At 72.7% G+C, this 14352-nt stretch carries 11 protein-coding genes; 4 read left to right on the forward strand and 7 right to left on the reverse strand.

Annotated elements, in window-relative coordinates:
- Positions 1-83 precede the first annotated feature (83 nt).
- Positions 84-1946: an ABC transporter substrate-binding protein gene (locus ACZYRU_RS08545; RefSeq protein ID WP_488956658.1), complete on the forward strand. Its 1863-nt coding sequence runs from the start codon at positions 84-86 to the stop codon at positions 1944-1946.
- The gene (locus ACZYRU_RS08550; protein ID WP_488956659.1) at positions 1946-4909 is read left to right on the forward strand and encodes a prolyl oligopeptidase family serine peptidase; all 2964 of its coding nucleotides are present in this window, start codon (positions 1946-1948) and stop codon (positions 4907-4909) included. The genes ACZYRU_RS08545 and ACZYRU_RS08550 overlap by 1 nt, the downstream gene beginning before the upstream one ends.
- Here the strand turns inward: ACZYRU_RS08550 and ACZYRU_RS08555 are convergent.
- The 4 genes from ACZYRU_RS08555 to ACZYRU_RS08570 all read right to left on the reverse strand — a co-directional run bounded on the left by ACZYRU_RS08555 (position 4893) and on the right by ACZYRU_RS08570 (position 9762).
- Positions 4893-6563 (reverse strand): PucR family transcriptional regulator, encoded by a 1671-nt coding sequence (locus ACZYRU_RS08555; protein WP_488956660.1) that lies wholly within the window; start codon positions 6561-6563, stop codon positions 4893-4895. The genes ACZYRU_RS08550 and ACZYRU_RS08555 overlap by 17 nt on opposite strands.
- Before the next feature lie 75 nt (positions 6564-6638).
- Entirely contained in the window at positions 6639-7742 is a 1104-nt protein-coding gene (gene menC, locus ACZYRU_RS08560) for an o-succinylbenzoate synthase (protein ID WP_488956661.1), read from the reverse strand.
- Positions 7739-8590, reverse strand: a complete 852-nt coding sequence (locus tag ACZYRU_RS08565) for a GNAT family N-acetyltransferase (RefSeq protein WP_488956662.1) — start codon at positions 8588-8590, stop codon at positions 7739-7741. The genes menC and ACZYRU_RS08565 overlap by 4 nt, the downstream gene beginning before the upstream one ends.
- Complete coding sequence (locus ACZYRU_RS08570) at positions 8587-9762, reverse strand: M20 family metallopeptidase (RefSeq protein WP_488956663.1); 1176 nt, start codon at positions 9760-9762, stop codon at positions 8587-8589. The genes ACZYRU_RS08565 and ACZYRU_RS08570 overlap by 4 nt, the downstream gene beginning before the upstream one ends.
- Positions 9763-9824: 62 nt before the next feature.
- Between ACZYRU_RS08570 and ACZYRU_RS08575 the strand changes: the two genes are divergently transcribed.
- Positions 9825-10883, forward strand: a complete 1059-nt coding sequence (locus ACZYRU_RS08575; RefSeq protein WP_488956664.1) for an alpha/beta fold hydrolase — start codon at positions 9825-9827, stop codon at positions 10881-10883.
- 130 nt (positions 10884-11013) lie between these two features.
- Positions 11014-11379: a DsrE family protein gene (locus tag ACZYRU_RS08580; RefSeq protein ID WP_179726815.1), complete on the forward strand. Its 366-nt coding sequence runs from the start codon at positions 11014-11016 to the stop codon at positions 11377-11379.
- Here the strand turns inward: ACZYRU_RS08580 and ACZYRU_RS08585 are convergent.
- Genes ACZYRU_RS08585 through ACZYRU_RS08595 form a run of 3 tightly spaced genes read right to left on the reverse strand, consistent with a single transcriptional unit; the run spans position 11373 to position 14209 of the window.
- Positions 11373-12308 carry a 2-hydroxyacid dehydrogenase gene (locus ACZYRU_RS08585; protein WP_488956665.1) on the reverse strand — a complete coding sequence of 312 codons (936 nt, stop codon included), beginning with the start codon at positions 12306-12308 and terminating at the stop codon, positions 11373-11375. The two genes, ACZYRU_RS08580 and ACZYRU_RS08585, sit on opposite strands and share 7 nt — an antisense overlap.
- Positions 12305-12988 carry a GntR family transcriptional regulator gene (locus tag ACZYRU_RS08590; protein WP_488956666.1) on the reverse strand — a complete coding sequence of 228 codons (684 nt, stop codon included), beginning with the start codon at positions 12986-12988 and terminating at the stop codon, positions 12305-12307. Before ACZYRU_RS08590 ends, ACZYRU_RS08585 begins: the two co-directional genes overlap by 4 nt.
- 3 nt (positions 12989-12991) lie before the next feature.
- Entirely contained in the window at positions 12992-14209 is a 1218-nt protein-coding gene (locus ACZYRU_RS08595; RefSeq protein WP_488956667.1) for a M24 family metallopeptidase, read from the reverse strand.
- Positions 14210-14352: the final 143 nt, after the last annotated feature.

The raw sequence follows: 14352 nt of genomic DNA on the forward strand, positions 1-14352 counted from the left end.
ACGAATCGTCGACACCGACGAACCGGGCCTCTCGCGGCTGGTGCAACCTCGTCGCAACAGCCCACCCACACTGCGGAGAAGACATGACCCACCTGCGTGGACAGCGAACCGGCCGCCTCGGCGTGGCCCTGGTCGCGGTGGTCGCCCTCCTCGTCTCGGGATGCTCCAGCGAGGGAGCATCGACGAAGGACGTCGCGAAGAAGTACAAGGACATCCCGGCCGAGACCGGCAAGCCCCAGGACGGCGGCACGATCACCGTCGCCCTCACGCCGGGCCTGAGCCCCAACTACATCTACCCGTACCCGCCCGCCTCGGCGAACGGCACCGTGATCGCCCGCGGACTGATGTGGCGCGGGCTCTACCGGACCAGCGGCACCGGCGACCAGGTGGTCAACCCCGAGCAGAGCCTGGCCGAGATGCCGGAGGTCAGCGAGGACCGCACGACGGTCACGGTGAAGCTCAAGGACCACCGGTGGTCCAACGGCCGCCCGGTCACGGCCGACGACGTGGTGTTCTCCCTCGACCTGCTCAAGGCGGCGCTCGACAAGAGCCCCGGCAACTGGAGCTTCTACACGCCGGGCCAGTTCCCCGACGGCGTCACCGCGGAGGCGTCGGCCGACGACACGGTGACCTTCCACCTCGAGACGGCGTACAACGAGTCCTACCTGCTCTCGATGCTCGCGCTGCTCTACGTCATGCCGTCGCAGGAGTGGGCGATCGCCGAGGCCGGCGGCCCGCGGCTCGACTTCACCGACCCGAAGAACGCCAAGGCGATCTACACCTACCTGACCAAGCAGTCCGAGGACCAGGCCGGCTTCGCCACCAACCCGCTGTGGCAGGTGGTCAGCGGGCCCTACAAGCTGAAGTCCTTCGACTCGACGACCGGCTCGTTCTCGCTGGTGCCCAACGAGGAGTACGACGGCCCCGGCGACTCGCGGCTCGACCAGGTCGACTTCAAGGCGTTCACCTCCGCCTCGGCCGTGCTCAACCAGTACAAGGCCGGCACGCTCACCGTCGGCACCCTCGACTCCAGCTACGTCACCGAGATCGACGCCCTCAAGAAGGACGGCTACCACGTGTACGGCGCCCCGGCGCCGGCCCGCTTCGACTCGCTGACCATCAACTTCGAGAACACCGTCGACGACTTCGACAAGATCATCGCCCAGCCCTACGTCCGCCAGGCGCTGCAGCACCTGATCGACCAGAAGGGGTACGTCGAGAGCCGCGGCATCTACAACGGCGCCGCGTCCGAGAACTACAGCACCGCGGGCGCGGACTCGCCGTACCCGCCGGAGTTCGGCGACAAGGCGCCGTACCCCTACGACCCGGAGACGGCCCAGAAGCTGCTGACCGACCACGGCTGGAAGGTCGCGCCCAACGGCACGACGACCTGCGAGAACCCCGGCAACGCCGACGACCAGTGCGGCGCGGACATCCCGCAGGGCGCGAAGATCAGCTTCACGCTGGCCTCGGCCAACACCCCGGCGTACGTCGGGGCTCGGGACGTCGCCTTCGTCTCCGAGGCCAAGAAGCTCGGCATCGAGGTCAAGGTCGTGACCAAGTCGCTGAACTACATGTACTCCAACTACGGCAACAGCTTCGCGCCCGCCACGAAGAACGAGTGGGCGATGCAGGACTACGGTCCGCTCTACCTCGCCGCCGGCTACCCGAGCAGCAACACCGTCTTCAACACCACGGGCAGCTTCAACCTCGGCAGCTACTCCGACAAGGACGTCGACCAGCTGATCGACGAGTCCACCTTCGGTGCGGATCCCACGGTGCTGTCGAAGGAGATCACCACCATCTCCGAGGACCTGCCGGTGCTCTTCTTCCCGACCCCGCACACGCTGGTGGTCTGGAAGGACACGCTGTCCGGACCGCCCGAGTCGTTCCAGGCGCTGCTGAGTTTCCTCTACAGCCCCGAGCAGTGGTATCTCACGAAGTGATGACGACGCCGAACCTGGGGAGACTGCGCGAGGTCGCGACCGGCGCTCGCGTGGTCGCCCTGGGCGAGGCTGCGCACAACGTCACCGAGCTGCACGAGCTGCGCGACCGGGCGCTGCGGATGCTCGTCGAGGAGCTCGGATTCACCGCGCTGGTGCTGGAGTCCGGCTTCGCGGAGGGCCTCGAGCTCGACGCGTGGGTGGCCGGCGGCCCCGGCTCGGTCGAGTCCGCCGCGGCCACGATCTCCTACGGGTTCGGGCAATCCGCGGTCGTGCACCGGCAGCTCGCGTGGCTGCGCGCGCACGGTGGCGTGCGGGTCCACGGCATGGACGTGGCCGGTGGGTCGACGTCGCCGGGGCCGGCCGTGCGGGCGCTGCTGTCCCGGATCCCCGCAGGTACGGGGGATGCGGACCTGCTGCGGCGCTGCGACCTCGGCGGCCGGGTGGAGGCGGCCATCCGCTGGGCCGGGCTGTCTACTTCCGAGCGCGACCGGCTGCTCGCCGACCTCCGCGCCCTGGCTGCCCGCGGGCTCGCGGTCGGGGACCCGGTCGCGGAGCGGCTGGCCGCGTCGGTCCTCGCGTTCGCCGACGGGCAGGACCGCGACGCCTTCATGGCCGAGACTGTGCGTTGGGTACTGGAGCGCGAGGAGCGCGTGCTGGTGAGTGCGCACGTCGGGCACGTCCAGCGCACGCCGTACGACGGAGTGCCGACCCTGGGCGGCCTGCTCGCCGACGCCCTGGGGGACGACCTCGTCGTCGTCGGAACGACGTTCACCTCCGGCCCGGCGGTCCGGATCACCGACCGCACAGCGCGGCCGTTCGACTGGGCGGTCGCCCTGGAGGAGGGCGTTCCCGGTCCCGCCCTGGACGACGCGGCGTACGACCTGGTGCTCGACCTCGGCGACGTGCACCGGGTGCCCGGCGCCTTCGAGCGACTGGAGCGTGAGCTCGCTGCGCCGTACCCGCCGACCCGGACCGTCGACGTCGTCGCCACCCAGGCCGGCGTCACCGTGCCCGACCCGTACCGCTGGCTGGAGGCCGAGGACGACGAGGTCCACGCCTGGCAACGCCGGCAGGCGGAGGTCGCGACCGGCTCGATCCTGGGCGGCCAGGACCGTGCCGCGCTGCGTGCCCTCGTCGAGACGTACGACGCCGGCGCACGACCCGTGCTGCCGCGGCACGCGGCGGGGCGGTGGTTCCGGCCGGACGCGGCTGCGGTCGTCGTGGCCGAGGAGCCCTACGGTGCAGGTGTTCCGGTCGTCGTGCTCGACGACGGAGCGGTGCTCTCGTGGCTGGCGCCCTCGCCCGACGGCCGGGTGCTCGCGATCGGCGTGTGCACCGACGGCAGTGAGCACAACACGATCAGGCTCGTCGACGTCGCCTCCGGCGTGCGGCTGCCCGCGCCTCCGCAGGTGCTGCACAGCGCATGGACCGGAGGCGTCTCGTGGGCGGCCGACAGCGCGGGCTTCTGGTTCTTCGCGCTGACCGGCACGCCGGAGGAGTTCGTGCAGGCGACCTTCCACCACTCGCTCGCCACCGGCGCGACGGTCGTCGAGCCGGTGCCGGTGCCCGAGGGATCACGCGAGTACACGCTCGTGCAGCCCTCGCCCGACGGGCGCTGGCTGGTCGCCGCGCACCGGGTCGGGAGCCCGATCCCCGTCGCCGTGCGGGACCTGGCCTCGCCGGGATCGAGCTGGCGGCCCTTCGTCACCACCTGCACCGGCACCGTCGCAGGTCACGTCGTCGGCGACCGGTACGTCGCCGTCACCGACGTCGGCGCCGCCCGCGGCCGGCTGGTCGCGATCCCGCTCGACGCGGCCCGTCCCGACGACCCGGACACCTGGGTGGAGCTCGTCCCCGAGGGGCCGACCGTGCTGCGCTCGATCACGCCCGTGGGGGAGCACCTCCACCTCAGCGAGCTGGACCGGACCTTCGCGTCGGTGCGGGTCCTCGACCTCGCCGGTCGCGTGGTGGGCGAGGTGCCGCTGCCCGGCCGCGGCGCCCTCGCCGCTCCCTTCTTCGCGCTCACCGGTCTCGCCGTCGGGGCGCCGACGTCCGACTTCCTGTTCGCCTTCTCCACGCCGACCACCTCGTGGAGCGTGCACCGCCACCGGCCCGGTGTCGCCGGCGTCGAGACCCTGCTCGCGCCCGTCGTCACGCTCGACGCGGTCGTCGAGGAGGGTGCCGCGCCCGCCGCCGACGGCACGCTCGTGCCCTTCCACGTCATCCGGTCGGTGGGAGCCGGGAACGGCCCGGTGCCCACGTTGATCACGGCGTACGGTGCCGCGAACGTGCCCACGCTGCCGTCGTACCAGCCCGACCTGGCAGCCTTCGTCGCCGCCGGCGGCACCGTCGTCCAGGCCTACCTGCGCGGCGGCGGTGAGCTCGGCCGGGACTGGTACCTCGCCGCGCACCGCGAGACCAAGCACGTCCGCGACGACGACCTGGTCGCCGTCGCCGAGCACCTGGTCGACACGGGGCGCACGACGCCTGACCTGCTCGCGCTGACCGGCGGCTCCGACGGCGGCCTGATGTGCGGCGTCGCGGTCACCACCCGGCCCGACCTGTGGCGGGCCGTCCTCCCGCGCGCGCCCCTGCTCGACCTGGTCGCCGGCATGCGGGACCCGTACCTCGACTTCGTGATCCGCAAGGCGTGGGGCGATCCCGACGACCCGGTGGACGTACGCCGGATGATCGGCCGCTCGCCGTACGAGCTGGTGCGCCCGAGCACCTTCCCGGCCGTCTACGTGCAGGCCGGTGCCACCGACCCGCGCTGCCGTCCGTGGCACGCCCGCAAGTTCGTCGCCCGCCTCCAGGCCGCCCAGCAGGGCGACGCCCCGATCCTGCTGCACGTCTTCGAGGACGCCGGCCACGGCGCCGCCACCAGCCCGGAGGTCGCGGTCGCGCAGGACGTCGAGTGGCTGGGCTTCCTCGTCCAGCAGCTCGGCCTCAGTCCGGGGCGGTGAGGTCCATCAGCCGCAGCTGCAGCATCGCGGCGAGCCGGGCGTTGGGGTCGGTGAGGTCGAGCCGTCCGACCTCGGCGGCGCGACGCAGGCGGTAGCGGAAGGTGTTGGCGTGGACGTACATCGCGGCCGAGGCGATGGCGACGTCGCCGAAGGCGTCCAGCCAGGCACGCAGGGTGTCGACCAGGCTGCTCTGGTGCTCCTGGTCGTAGGCGACGATCCGCGCGACCGCGCCGCTGGGGATGTCGCCGCGGGGGACCTGGTCGGCGAGCTCCAGCAGGAGCGCCTCGAGATGGACGTCGTCGAGCCGGGCGACCTGCTGGCCGGGACGTGAGCGGAGCACCCGCAGGGCGCGGTCGGCACCCGTGCGGGAGCGCTTGAGCGACGCACTGCCGGGCGCGAGCGGACCGACGCCGACGAGCGGACGCAACCGGGAGTCGACGCGCGAGAGGAAGTCGGCGGCGATCTCGGCCGCGCGCTCCTCGGCGTCCTTGCGACCGCGGGCGACGGGCAGGACGCCGTAGGCGACGTCGCCGACCAGGCCCGCGGCGCTGCGCGGGTGCACGGCGGTCAGGTGCAGCGCGAACGCGTCGGCGACCCGCTTGCGCTCGACGGCGAGCTGGGCGGGCAGCGGGCTCTCGGTCCCGGCGCCGACCACGGTCAGGGCGAGGACCACGGCCGGCTCGTCCTTGAGCCCCAGTCGGCGCAGCGTCTCCGCGGTGCGCGGGCCGCTCTCCAACGCGGTGCTGAGCAGGTCGGCCCGCAGCCGCCGCTCGACGTCGGCATCGGCCCGCGCCCACACCAGGTGCATCGCGACCAGCTTCGCGGCGTCGTACAGCGCCTGCCCGCGGGCCTCGTCCATCGGCTCGTTGACGACCGCCCAGATGGTGCCGAGGATCTCGTCGCCGGCGCGTACGGCGATCGCCGCGCGCCCGCTGCCGGACGGCTCGTCGTCGGACAGCGGCGGCACCCAGACCGGCCGCGTGGAGCGGTAGATCTCCTGGAAGACGCCCTGCTCCTCGAGCTGTCGCGTGTAGTCCTCGGGCACCTGCCGGCGCAGGATCGTCTGCACCCGCCAGGTGTCGGCCTCCTCCTGGCGGCTGGAGAACGCGAGCAGGCGCGAGCTGCGGTCCTCGATCGTGACGGGCGCATCGACCAGCGCTGCGATGGCGTTGGCGACGGCGAACAGGTCGTCGAGTCCGGACTGGTAGCCGACCACCTGGCGCAGGCCCGCGCCGGTGCGGCCGAGCGGCTCGGGGTCGAGCTGCGGGCCGTCGCTGGTGAGGCCGCGGATCATCCCGGCCAGGTGGGTCCAGGCGGCGCCGCGGGCGAGGGCGAGGATCGAGACGCCGGTACGGCGGGCGGCCGCCGCGAGCTCGTCGGTCACCTCCACGGGCGCCCGGACGACCAGCCCGAGCGCCCCCTGCGCGCCGAGCCGCTCGACCGCCTCGGCGATCGCCGACGGCTCGTGCAGCCCGACGCCGAGGACCAGCGCGTGCTCGGGCAGCTCCGGCTCGTCGAGCGGGTCGTCGATGACGACGCCGCCGATCTCCTCGGGGCGTTGCACCTCGCCGCACACCACCTCGAGCAGCGTGCTGCCGAGCTCCTCGACGACGCGAGCGAGTCCGGCGCGGGGGAGGTCGGCCACGGTCGTCACGCAGCCGACGCTAGTCGCGGCCAGCGGGGTCGTCGTTCGTCCGACACGACGAAATCGTGCCACATTCCGGTGGGATCAGACAGGCAGCCAGGTACGAGAGACGGTGACCTCGTCGAGCACGTCCGGCAGCGGACTGACCCCGAGGCCGGGTCCGGTCGGCACCGTGAGGTGACCGTCCTCCAGCACGAAGGGCGACGTGAGGTCGGTCGCGTAGTAGCGCTCGGATGCCGAGGTGTCGCCGGGCAGCGCGAACCCGGGCAGTGCGGCGAGCGCCAGGTTGGCGGCCCGGCCCAGCCCGGTCTCGAGCATGCCGCCGCACCAGACCGGCACGCCATGGGCCACGCACACGTCGTGGATCCGGCGCGCCTCCAGGTAGCCACCGACCCGGCCGGGCTTGATGTTGACGATCGAGCAGGCACCGAGCGTGATCGCGTCCGCCGCGGCGCGGGCGGAGACGATCGACTCGTCGAGGCAGATCGGCGTACGCACTGCGCGAGCGAGCTCGGCGTGGCCGAGCAGGTCGTCCTCCGGCAGCGGCTGCTCGAGCAGCAGCAGGTCGAAGGCGTCGAGCCGGGCGAGGTGTCGGGCGTCGTTGCGGCGGTACGCCGTGTTGGCGTCGACCTGCAGCAGGATGTCGCCGAACCGCTCACGCACGGCGCGGACCGGCTCGACGTCCCAGCCCGGCTCGATCTTGAGCTTGATCCGCAGGTACCCGTCGGCGAGGTAGCCCTCGACCACGTCCAGCAGCGCGGGGATCGACTCGGTGATGCCGACCGAGACGCCGCAGGGCACCGTGTCGCGGACCGCGCCCAGCGCGTGCGCGAACGAGACACCCCGGGCCCGCAGGTCGGCGTCCAGGATTGCCGTCTCCAGGGCCGCCTTGGCCATCCGGTGCCCGCGGACGGACTCCAGCGCCGGCGCGACCCGGTGCCCGTCGAGGTCCTCGACACCCGCAACCATCGGCACCAGGAACCGCTCCAGCACGTCCGCCGCGGCCTCGGTGTACTCCGAGGAGTAGAACGGACCGGTCCCGGCGCCGCACTCGCCCCAGCCCTCGGCGTCGTCGGTGACGGCACGCACGAGCAGTGCCCGGCGTACCGTCTCGGTCCCGAAGGACGTCCGGAACGGCGCCACCAAGGGCACCTCGACGGTCCGGAGCTCCACACCGGTCAGCTTCACTGCGCTTCCTGCCTCTCCACGACGTACCAACCCGATCGGTCGAATCCCTTGACCAGCGCGCCACCCGCGAGCAGCCCGCCGAGCACCTCCCGCAGCGCCTCGCGCCACGTGCCGGCCAGTGCGGGGTCCTGCTCGCGCAGACCCTCGACGTCCGCGGGTACGCCGACCAGCACCGTGCGCCCGTACGCCGGCCGCACGATCGGGCCGCCCGCCGCGGATGCCTCCAGGGCGACGACCGCACCGTCCGCGCGCAGCCGCTCGACGTCGGCACCGCGGGGCGTCCCTGCGCAGGCCGCGACGACGTCGGGCGCGGTCAGCGTCCAGCGCACCAGCACCCGGTCGGTCGCGTCGGTGCGGTTGATGTCGTCGTCCATCGGCCCGTAGAAGTCGGGGAGGTATTCGGTGACGTCGGCTGCGAGCTTGCCGAGGTTGAACCAGGAGTTGCGACGGATCAGCGGGTCGTAGGTCCAGGTGATCGCGCCGGCCCCCTGGTCGAGCGTCCACGCGCGCTGGTGGAGCTTGAGGGCGAGACCGACGTGCCGGCCGGCCATCCGCCCGGCCACACCGGCGATGTGGCTGTGCAGTGCGTCCCGCGCCGGGGCGGAGAAGAAGCCGAAGCAGGCGCCGACGAGCTCGTCGCCGTCGTACGCACCACTGACGTAGCTGCCCGCCTTCGCCATCGCGCGGAGCAGGTCCGCGGTCACCGGCGGGTTGGTGGCACCGGTGCGCCAGATCCGCTCGTAGAGGCGGCGCACCTGCTCGAGCTCGGCGATGTCGTCGAGGGTGCGGATCGTGATCCCCGCGCTCGCGGCGACCTTGTCGGCGTCGGTCCAGGCGGAGGTGGTCACGCGTCGTCCCCGCTCAGCAGGTCGGCGACCAGGGCGGCCAGCAGAACGGTCCGGCCGGGGAGCTCGGCGACCAGCACGTGCTCGTCGTCGGCGTGCGCCCCGCCGCCCACGGCGCCGAGGCCGTCCAGGGTCGGGGTGCCGACCCCTGCGGTGTAGTTGCCGTCGGACGCGCCGCCGACGGAGATCGAGGTGACCCTGCCCAGGCCGAGGTCGGCTGCCAGTCGGGCGGCGCGGGCGTAGAGGGCGTGGGTCGCGGTGGGTGTCAGCGGTGGCCGGTTCGGCCCACCGACGACCTCGACGTCCGCGCCCGGGAGCACCGGCCGCAGTGCGTGCATCGCGGCATGGACCCGGTCCTGCTCGACCTCGTCGCGCACCCGTACGTCGACCCCGAACCCGGCCGCTGCGGGCACCGTGTTGATCGTGGTGCCGGCGTCGAGGCGGGTCGGCGTGACCGTCGTACCCCGCTCGGGGTCGGCGATCGCGGCCACGGCGTGCACCTGGTGGGCGACCTCGATGGTGGCGTTGATGCCGCGCTCGGGCTCGAGGCCTGCGTGGGCGGCGCGGCCGGTGACGAGGACGTCGTAGCGGGAGACACCCTTGCGCTCGGTCTTCAGCGCCCCGCCGGGGCCGGCGGCCTCCAGGACCAGCGCACCAGCGCAACCACGGGCCTCGTGCTCGATCAGGGCGCGCGAGGAGGGGGAGCCGATCTCCTCGTCGCCGGTGACGAGGAGGGTGACGCCGTCGCGGTCGTCGAGCGCGGCGAGGGCGTGCAGCGCCATCACGAGGCCGGCCTTCATGTCGAAGCAGCCAGGCCCGCGCAGGACGCCGTCAGCGACGCCGAAGGGGTGGGTCCCGAGCGAGCCGAGAGGCCAGACGGTGTCGTGATGGCCGAGCACCAGCACCCTGCGCGCGGTCCCGAACCGCCAGCGCAGGTGGGTCCAGCCGTCGAGCACGATCCGCTCGGGCGCGACGCCCAGCAGGCGGGTGCCGAGCTCCGCGACCACCTCGGCGCTGCGCGCGACCGCCTCCAGGTCCTCCGACGGCGACTCGCAGGTCACCAGCGCCTCGAGGTCGGCGACCATCGCGTCGAGCGACGGGAGGGCGCGGTCCGGTGCCTGCTGGTGCATGCTGCCCAGCATCGGGAACGCGACGGTGCTGCGGGCTGTCGGCACGGCCAAGATTCCGGGTCCGCGTTCGTCGGGTAGCCCGAGCCCGGCGGGCGTACGCTTCGCTCGTGGCGAGTGCCGTGACCCAGGAGGTCCGCTTCTGCCGCACCGACGACGGTGTGCGGATCGCGTGGGCGCGCCACGGCTCGGGTCCGCCGCTGCTCATCGTGTCGTGCTGGCTCAGCCACCTGCAGCACGACTGGCAGAGCCCGGTGTGGCGGCACTTCCTCGACGACCTCGGCGACGTCGCCACCGTCATCAGGTACGACGAGCGCGGGTTCGGGCTCTCCGAGTGGGAGGTCTCCGACTTCTCCCTCGAGCGCCGCCTGGCCGACCTCGAGACCCTGGTCGCCGCCGCGGGGCTCGACCGGTTCGCCGTGCTCGGGATGTCGGGAGGGGCGCCGGTCGCTGTCGCCTACGCGAATGCGCACCCGGACCAGGTCAGCCGGCTGGTGCTGTACGGCGGCATGGCCGGCGGCGGCATCCAGCAGGAGGACGAGGCCGCCGAGGAGGCCTTCCGGGCGATGATCCGCGCCGGCTGGGCGCGACCGGACCCGCTGTTCCGGCGGGTGTTCACGAACGCCTTCATCCCCGACGCCACCGAGCAGCAGATGGCCTGGATGGACGAGTTGCAGCGCACCTCGACCAACACCGAGAACGCGGTGTGCAGCCGGATCGCCCGCCACGCGGTCGACGTACGCGACCTGCTGCCGGGGATCAGCGCACCCACGCTGGTCCTGCACGCCGAGGGCGACCGGGTCGCGCCCGGATGGGGGCCACGTCTCGCGGCCGCGATCCCCGACGCGCGGCTGGTGATGCTCGACTCCCGCAACCACGTGCTGCTCGCGGACGAGCCGGCCTGGCCGGTGTTCCGCGCCGAGGTGGCGGGCTTCCTCGCCGCCGACCGGGTCGTCGTACCGGTCGACCACCTGTCGGCCCGTGAGCGCGAGATCCTGCTGCTCGCCGCCGAGGGCCTCGACAACACCGCCATCGCCGAGCGCCTCACCTTGAGCGTGCGCACGGTCGAGCGGCACTTCCAGAACGTCTACCTCAAGCTCGGCCTGTCCGGGCGGACGGCGCGCGCCGCCGCGGTCTGCCGGGTCCTCGGGCTCGACCCGCGGTCCTGATCCTGCGCGTACGCGTCGCCTGCTGGTGAGCAGCCGCGACTGCGCGTCGGCACCGATGCCCGCTGGTGCCCCGGATTCCTAGCGTCGGATGCATCGGCGAACACCCGCCGCACCGACGAAGGAGACGACGATGTCGAACAAGGCAGTGGTCAGCCTGGCCACCGGGATGGAGGACCCCGAGCGGGTCACCGTGGCGTTCCTGGTCGCGCTCGGCGCGGCCGAGCACGGACGCCCGACGCTGATGTTCCTGACCAAGGAGGCCGTGCGCCTCGCCGTACCCGGCGTCGCGGTCGGCCGTTCCTGCGAGGGCTGCCCGTCGCTCCCCGAGCTGCTGGAGCGCTTCCTCGCGGCAGGCGGCACCTATCTCGTGTGCCCGCTGTGCTTCAACGCGAAGGCGCTCGACCCGGAGAACCTGATCAAGGGTGCCGAGATCGGCGGCACCGTCCCGATGTGGGAGTGGATCGGCGAGGAGGGCGCGACGTCGTTCAGCTACTGAGCCGACATCTCCGGGATCGGCGTACGCAGGGCGCCGTCGGCCAGCCAGGCGTCGAGGTTGGCGAGCGTCAGCTCCCGCATCGCGGCCCGCGTGACGTGCGTGCCCGAGGCGACGTGGGGGAGCAGGACGACGTTGTCGAGGGCGGTCAGCTCGGCCGGGACGTTCGGCTCGTCGGCGTAGACGTCGAAGCCTGCGCCACCGAGCCGGCCGTCCTGGAGTGCGGCGATGAGCGCGGGCTGGTCGACGACCGAGCCGCGGGCGACGTTGACCAGCACCCCGTCCGGTCCGAGGGCGTCGATCACCTCGCGGTCCACCAGCGCGTCGGTCGCGGATCCGCCGGGTACGACGACCACGAGGCTGTCGACGGATGCGGCCAGCTCGACCGGGGAGGCGGCGTACGCGTAGGAGACATCGGCGACCTGGCTGCGGTTGTGGTAGCCGACCGTGCAGCCGAGGGCCTCCAGCCGGGTGGCCACGGCCTGCCCGATCCGGCCCAGGCCGATGATGCCGACCCGGCTGCCGGCGACCTGCGCGGTCAGCGGGAACGCGCCCGCCGGCCAGCGGCCCTCGCGGACGAAACGGTCGGCGACGACCATCTCGCGGCGTACGGCGAGCAGCAGGGCAACCGCCGTCTCGGCGACCGCGTCGTCGAGCACCTCGGGGGTGTTGCTGACCGCGATCCCGTGGGCCAGGGCAGCGGGTACGTCGATGTTGTCGTAGCCGACGCCGTGGTTGGCGATCACGCCGAGGTTGGGCAGCGACGCGATCAGGTCGCTGCCGACCTGCCCGGCGTTGCTGCTGACGATCCCGACCACGTCGCCCGCGCGAGCCGGGAGGTCGGCGGGGTCGACGGCGTCGTACCGCTCACCGACGGCGTCGTGGAGCTGCGGGCTGAGTGGGGGCACGCGGAGGATCGTCGGTCGGCTCACCCGTCCAACATAGAGGCGAGCGCCTCCAGCGTCGGGCGCCGGCCGCGGGCCACGTGGGCGTACGCGAGCGCCGCGGCGATCTCCTCGTCCCCGTTGCGGATCGCGTCGAGCAGCGCCTCGTGCTCGGCGCCGTGGCCGTGGTCGCCGCGGAAGGTGGTCAGCCGGAACAGCCAGTGCACCCGCCCCGACACCACCCGCATCAGCGCCTTGAGCAGGCTGCTGCCCGTCAGGTCCAGCATCACCTCGTGGAACTGGGAGGTCGCGGCCGCGACGTGTCGTTCGTCGCCCGTCCGGTGGGCGTCCCCGGACCGCGCGAGAGCCTCCTCGAGCAGGGCGATGCCGTGCTCGTTGATGTGTCGCGCCGCCAGCCGGGCGACCAGCACCTCCAGCGCCTCGCGGACGTCGAAGAGCTCCTCGACGTCCGCGATCGTCAACTGCCGCACGGTCGCGCCGCGGCGTGGCCGGATCTCGACCAGGCCGTCGAACTCGAGGCGCCGCAGCGCCTCGCGGACGGGAACCCGCGAGACGTCGAGCATGTCGGCGACATGGGTCTCGCGCAGTCGTTCGCCCGGAGCGATGGAGCCGGAGACGATCCGCTCGACGAGGTCGGCGTAGATGCGGTCGACGAGGAGGTCCTCGGTGAGCTCGTCGTCCCCCTCGGGGTGATGGATGTCGAGCATCGCCTAGACCACGTTCACCCGGAGGCAGAGGGAGTTGAGCTCCTCGACGCCGTGCTCGGTGACGATCACCGTGCCGCCGATGCTCACCCGAGACCGGTCCAGGCAGGCGTTCGGCTCGAAGGCGAAGGCGACACCTGGCTCGATCACGAAGTCGCCGTCGCGCGGTGTCGTGTGGGGGAGGGGAACGCCGGCCAGCCCGGCTTGCAGGTCCATCCCCACGTGGGTCGCACCGTTGTAGATGACGGGCGAGACGGTCTGCACGACCGGTCCCATGTTCCACGCTCCTGCCTCGCGCAGCGGCTGCTCCATGATCGCGCACAGCTCGGCGAAGGTTCCGCCGACGTGAAGGTACTCGACGCCGCGGGTGTAGGCCTCGACCGCGACCTCCTCGAGCCGGCGATGGACGTCGTCCGGCTGGCCGACGGAGATCTCGACCTGCTGCTGCGACTCGAAGCCTCCGTAGAGCGTGAACAGCTCGGCGCCGTAGACGTCGCCCTTCTCCAGGACCCTCGACCCACCGCCCATCCAGGGCCAGTCCGGGCCGGCCCAGCCGAGCCGCTCCGCGCCGCTGCGCTGGGGTCCGTTGAGCCACAGGCCGCCGGCGGCGGTCACCGACTGCATGCCCGCGGCCGAGATCGCGGCTTCCCTGACTCCCGCGCCGGCGACCTCGATCATCGCCGCGCACGCGGCCTCGCCGATCGCCGCCGAGTGCCGGATCATCGTCAGCTCGGCCTCGCTGTGGACCAGCATCAGCTGCTCGAACTCGGCGTGCACGTCGACGAAGCTGGCCTCGGGCAGGCGGTCCAGGACGCGCTGCCAGGTCCCGAAGGGGATGGTGCCGGCGATGCTGGCCGGTGCTCGGCTGCGGAGGCCGACGACGCCGATGGTGGAGGTGGCGAGGCCGAGGTCGGCGAGCACGTCGCCGAGCTGGTGCCCCGGGCGGGTCAGTCGCTGGTCGGTGACCCAGCGCTCGTAGCGGCTGCCGGGCTCGTCGTACCGGCCCAGGGTGATGTTGCCGGTCGGTACGACGGACACCGGGTCGCCGTGGCGTGGGAGCACGCAGTAGCTGCGGGTGCCCTCGTTGGTCAGGTACCGGTCGAGCTGGTCGCGGCCCTGTCCCGAGACCAGGACGGCGTCGAGGCCCGCCCGGTCCATGAGGGCGCGGACGCCGGCGTAGCGCCGGTCGCGCTCGGCGGTCGTCAGGGTGGGGAACTCGGTCACGTTCGGACTCCTCGTATACCAAATGAACTGGTGGCGGTCGCGACCTCGGGATCCCGTTGCCGGTCTCTCGAGGCCAAAACCACCGTACCAAGGCGTGAATCATTATTTAAGGGCTTAAAAAGTTAGATGAAAGGCTTGTGGTG

The sequence above is a fragment of the Nocardioides sp. F233 genome, from assembly GCF_057813895.1.